We start from the raw sequence: 1,243 nt of genomic DNA, 5'->3' as shown, positions 1-1,243 counted from the left end.
CCCTCAATGTCCGTCAGCGAGTCACCGACCAGAACGCAACGGCTTGGTGACTGGCCGAGAGCATGGACGGCTTGCAGGATCGGTTCGGGGTGCGGCTTCATGCGGGTCGGTTCGGCGTAGGCCCGACCGATCACGGGCGTAACGTGCCCGGCAAGCCGGTGAGCCACCAGGTAGGAACTCACCGCCCCGGCCGAGTTGTTGCTGACCGCAGCCACCGGCATTCCAGCCTGGCGGGCCGCCACGATTACTTCTCTTCCGTAGGGCGTGGGTTCGGCGGTCTCGACGGCGCGGCGCTCCGCCGCGCAGAGCGCTGCCTCTACCGCTCGCGTGGCTCCCTGGTCACCGGATGCACCGGTTCGACGCAACACTTCGAGCGGGTCGGGTTCGTCAGCAAGGTCAGACGTCACCGCGACCTCCTCTCGCCGCAGCACATCGACCAGCTCCCCGGCTACCAGTGGGGCAGGGTAGCCAGCAAAAATGCTGCACACCGGGCCATCGAAGTCGAGTAGCACCGCGCCGACCTCACCGAGCAGTCGGCCGAGGTCGGCGCTCATCCGTCGTACCGGTACGCGATGGTCGACCACACCGAGTCGAACCATTGGCGCGACGCCTCGACGAACTGTGTGCCGTGGGACGCGTCGTCATCGGTCACGGCGTAGTGGAACAGCGGCACATCCTTACCCATGAGGTCGTAGATCGCGGTCGGCTCCCCCTTGATTGAGACCGTCCGCTCGATGACCGGATAGAAGCCGTAGAACACCTCTTCGCCGTTGAGGACGTAGAGCTTGAACAGTGGCGATGCTCGGTGCATCCGCACCTCGACGGTGGCCGACCGAATGAGGCCGAGGTCACCCAGCTCGGTCACCTGATCGATGATTCCGTCCGCCGCTCTCCGCGTGATCCGCTCCGCTCGTTCGCGTACGGCGGGATCGTCAGTCTGGGTCTCAGCTCGCGCAGGCAACGCCATCGGTACGGACATGTCCGAGATCAGGATGCGTACCGTGATCGTCTCCGGGGCAAGCCGTCCGGCTCGAACCTTGTCGAGCGCTTCGGCAAGGGCGTCGCGCAACGTCTCACCGGAGAACCCGGCGAAGTCGATGGTGACGTGAGGTCGCTCGAACGTGGCCTCAATGTGCGGTCGCAGTTCGACGGGCCGTTGCGTTTGCGCGCGAACGAACGCGCCGCTTCCCTGCCGAGAAACGATCAACCGCTCTGCCCGGAGCAGATCAAGAGCACGCTTCAC

2 protein-coding genes are annotated in these 1,243 nt (G+C 65.4%); both read right to left on the bottom strand.

Features of this window, described 5'->3' with window-relative positions:
- Nucleotides 1-554: HAD family hydrolase (locus ABT336_RS27450; RefSeq protein WP_350900508.1), on the bottom strand; the 554-nt coding region annotated here is incomplete at its 3' end.
- Nucleotides 551-1,243: GntR family transcriptional regulator (locus tag ABT336_RS27445; protein WP_350900506.1), on the bottom strand; the 693-nt coding region annotated here is incomplete at its 5' end. The genes ABT336_RS27450 and ABT336_RS27445, both read right to left, overlap by 4 nt.

The organism is Micromonospora sp. NPDC000207 (genome assembly GCF_040300925.1).
Classification (GTDB): domain Bacteria; phylum Actinomycetota; class Actinomycetes; order Mycobacteriales; family Micromonosporaceae; genus Micromonospora.
The sequence above is the reverse complement of the archived record's forward strand: the minus strand, read 5'-3'. Positions and strand labels throughout refer to the sequence as shown.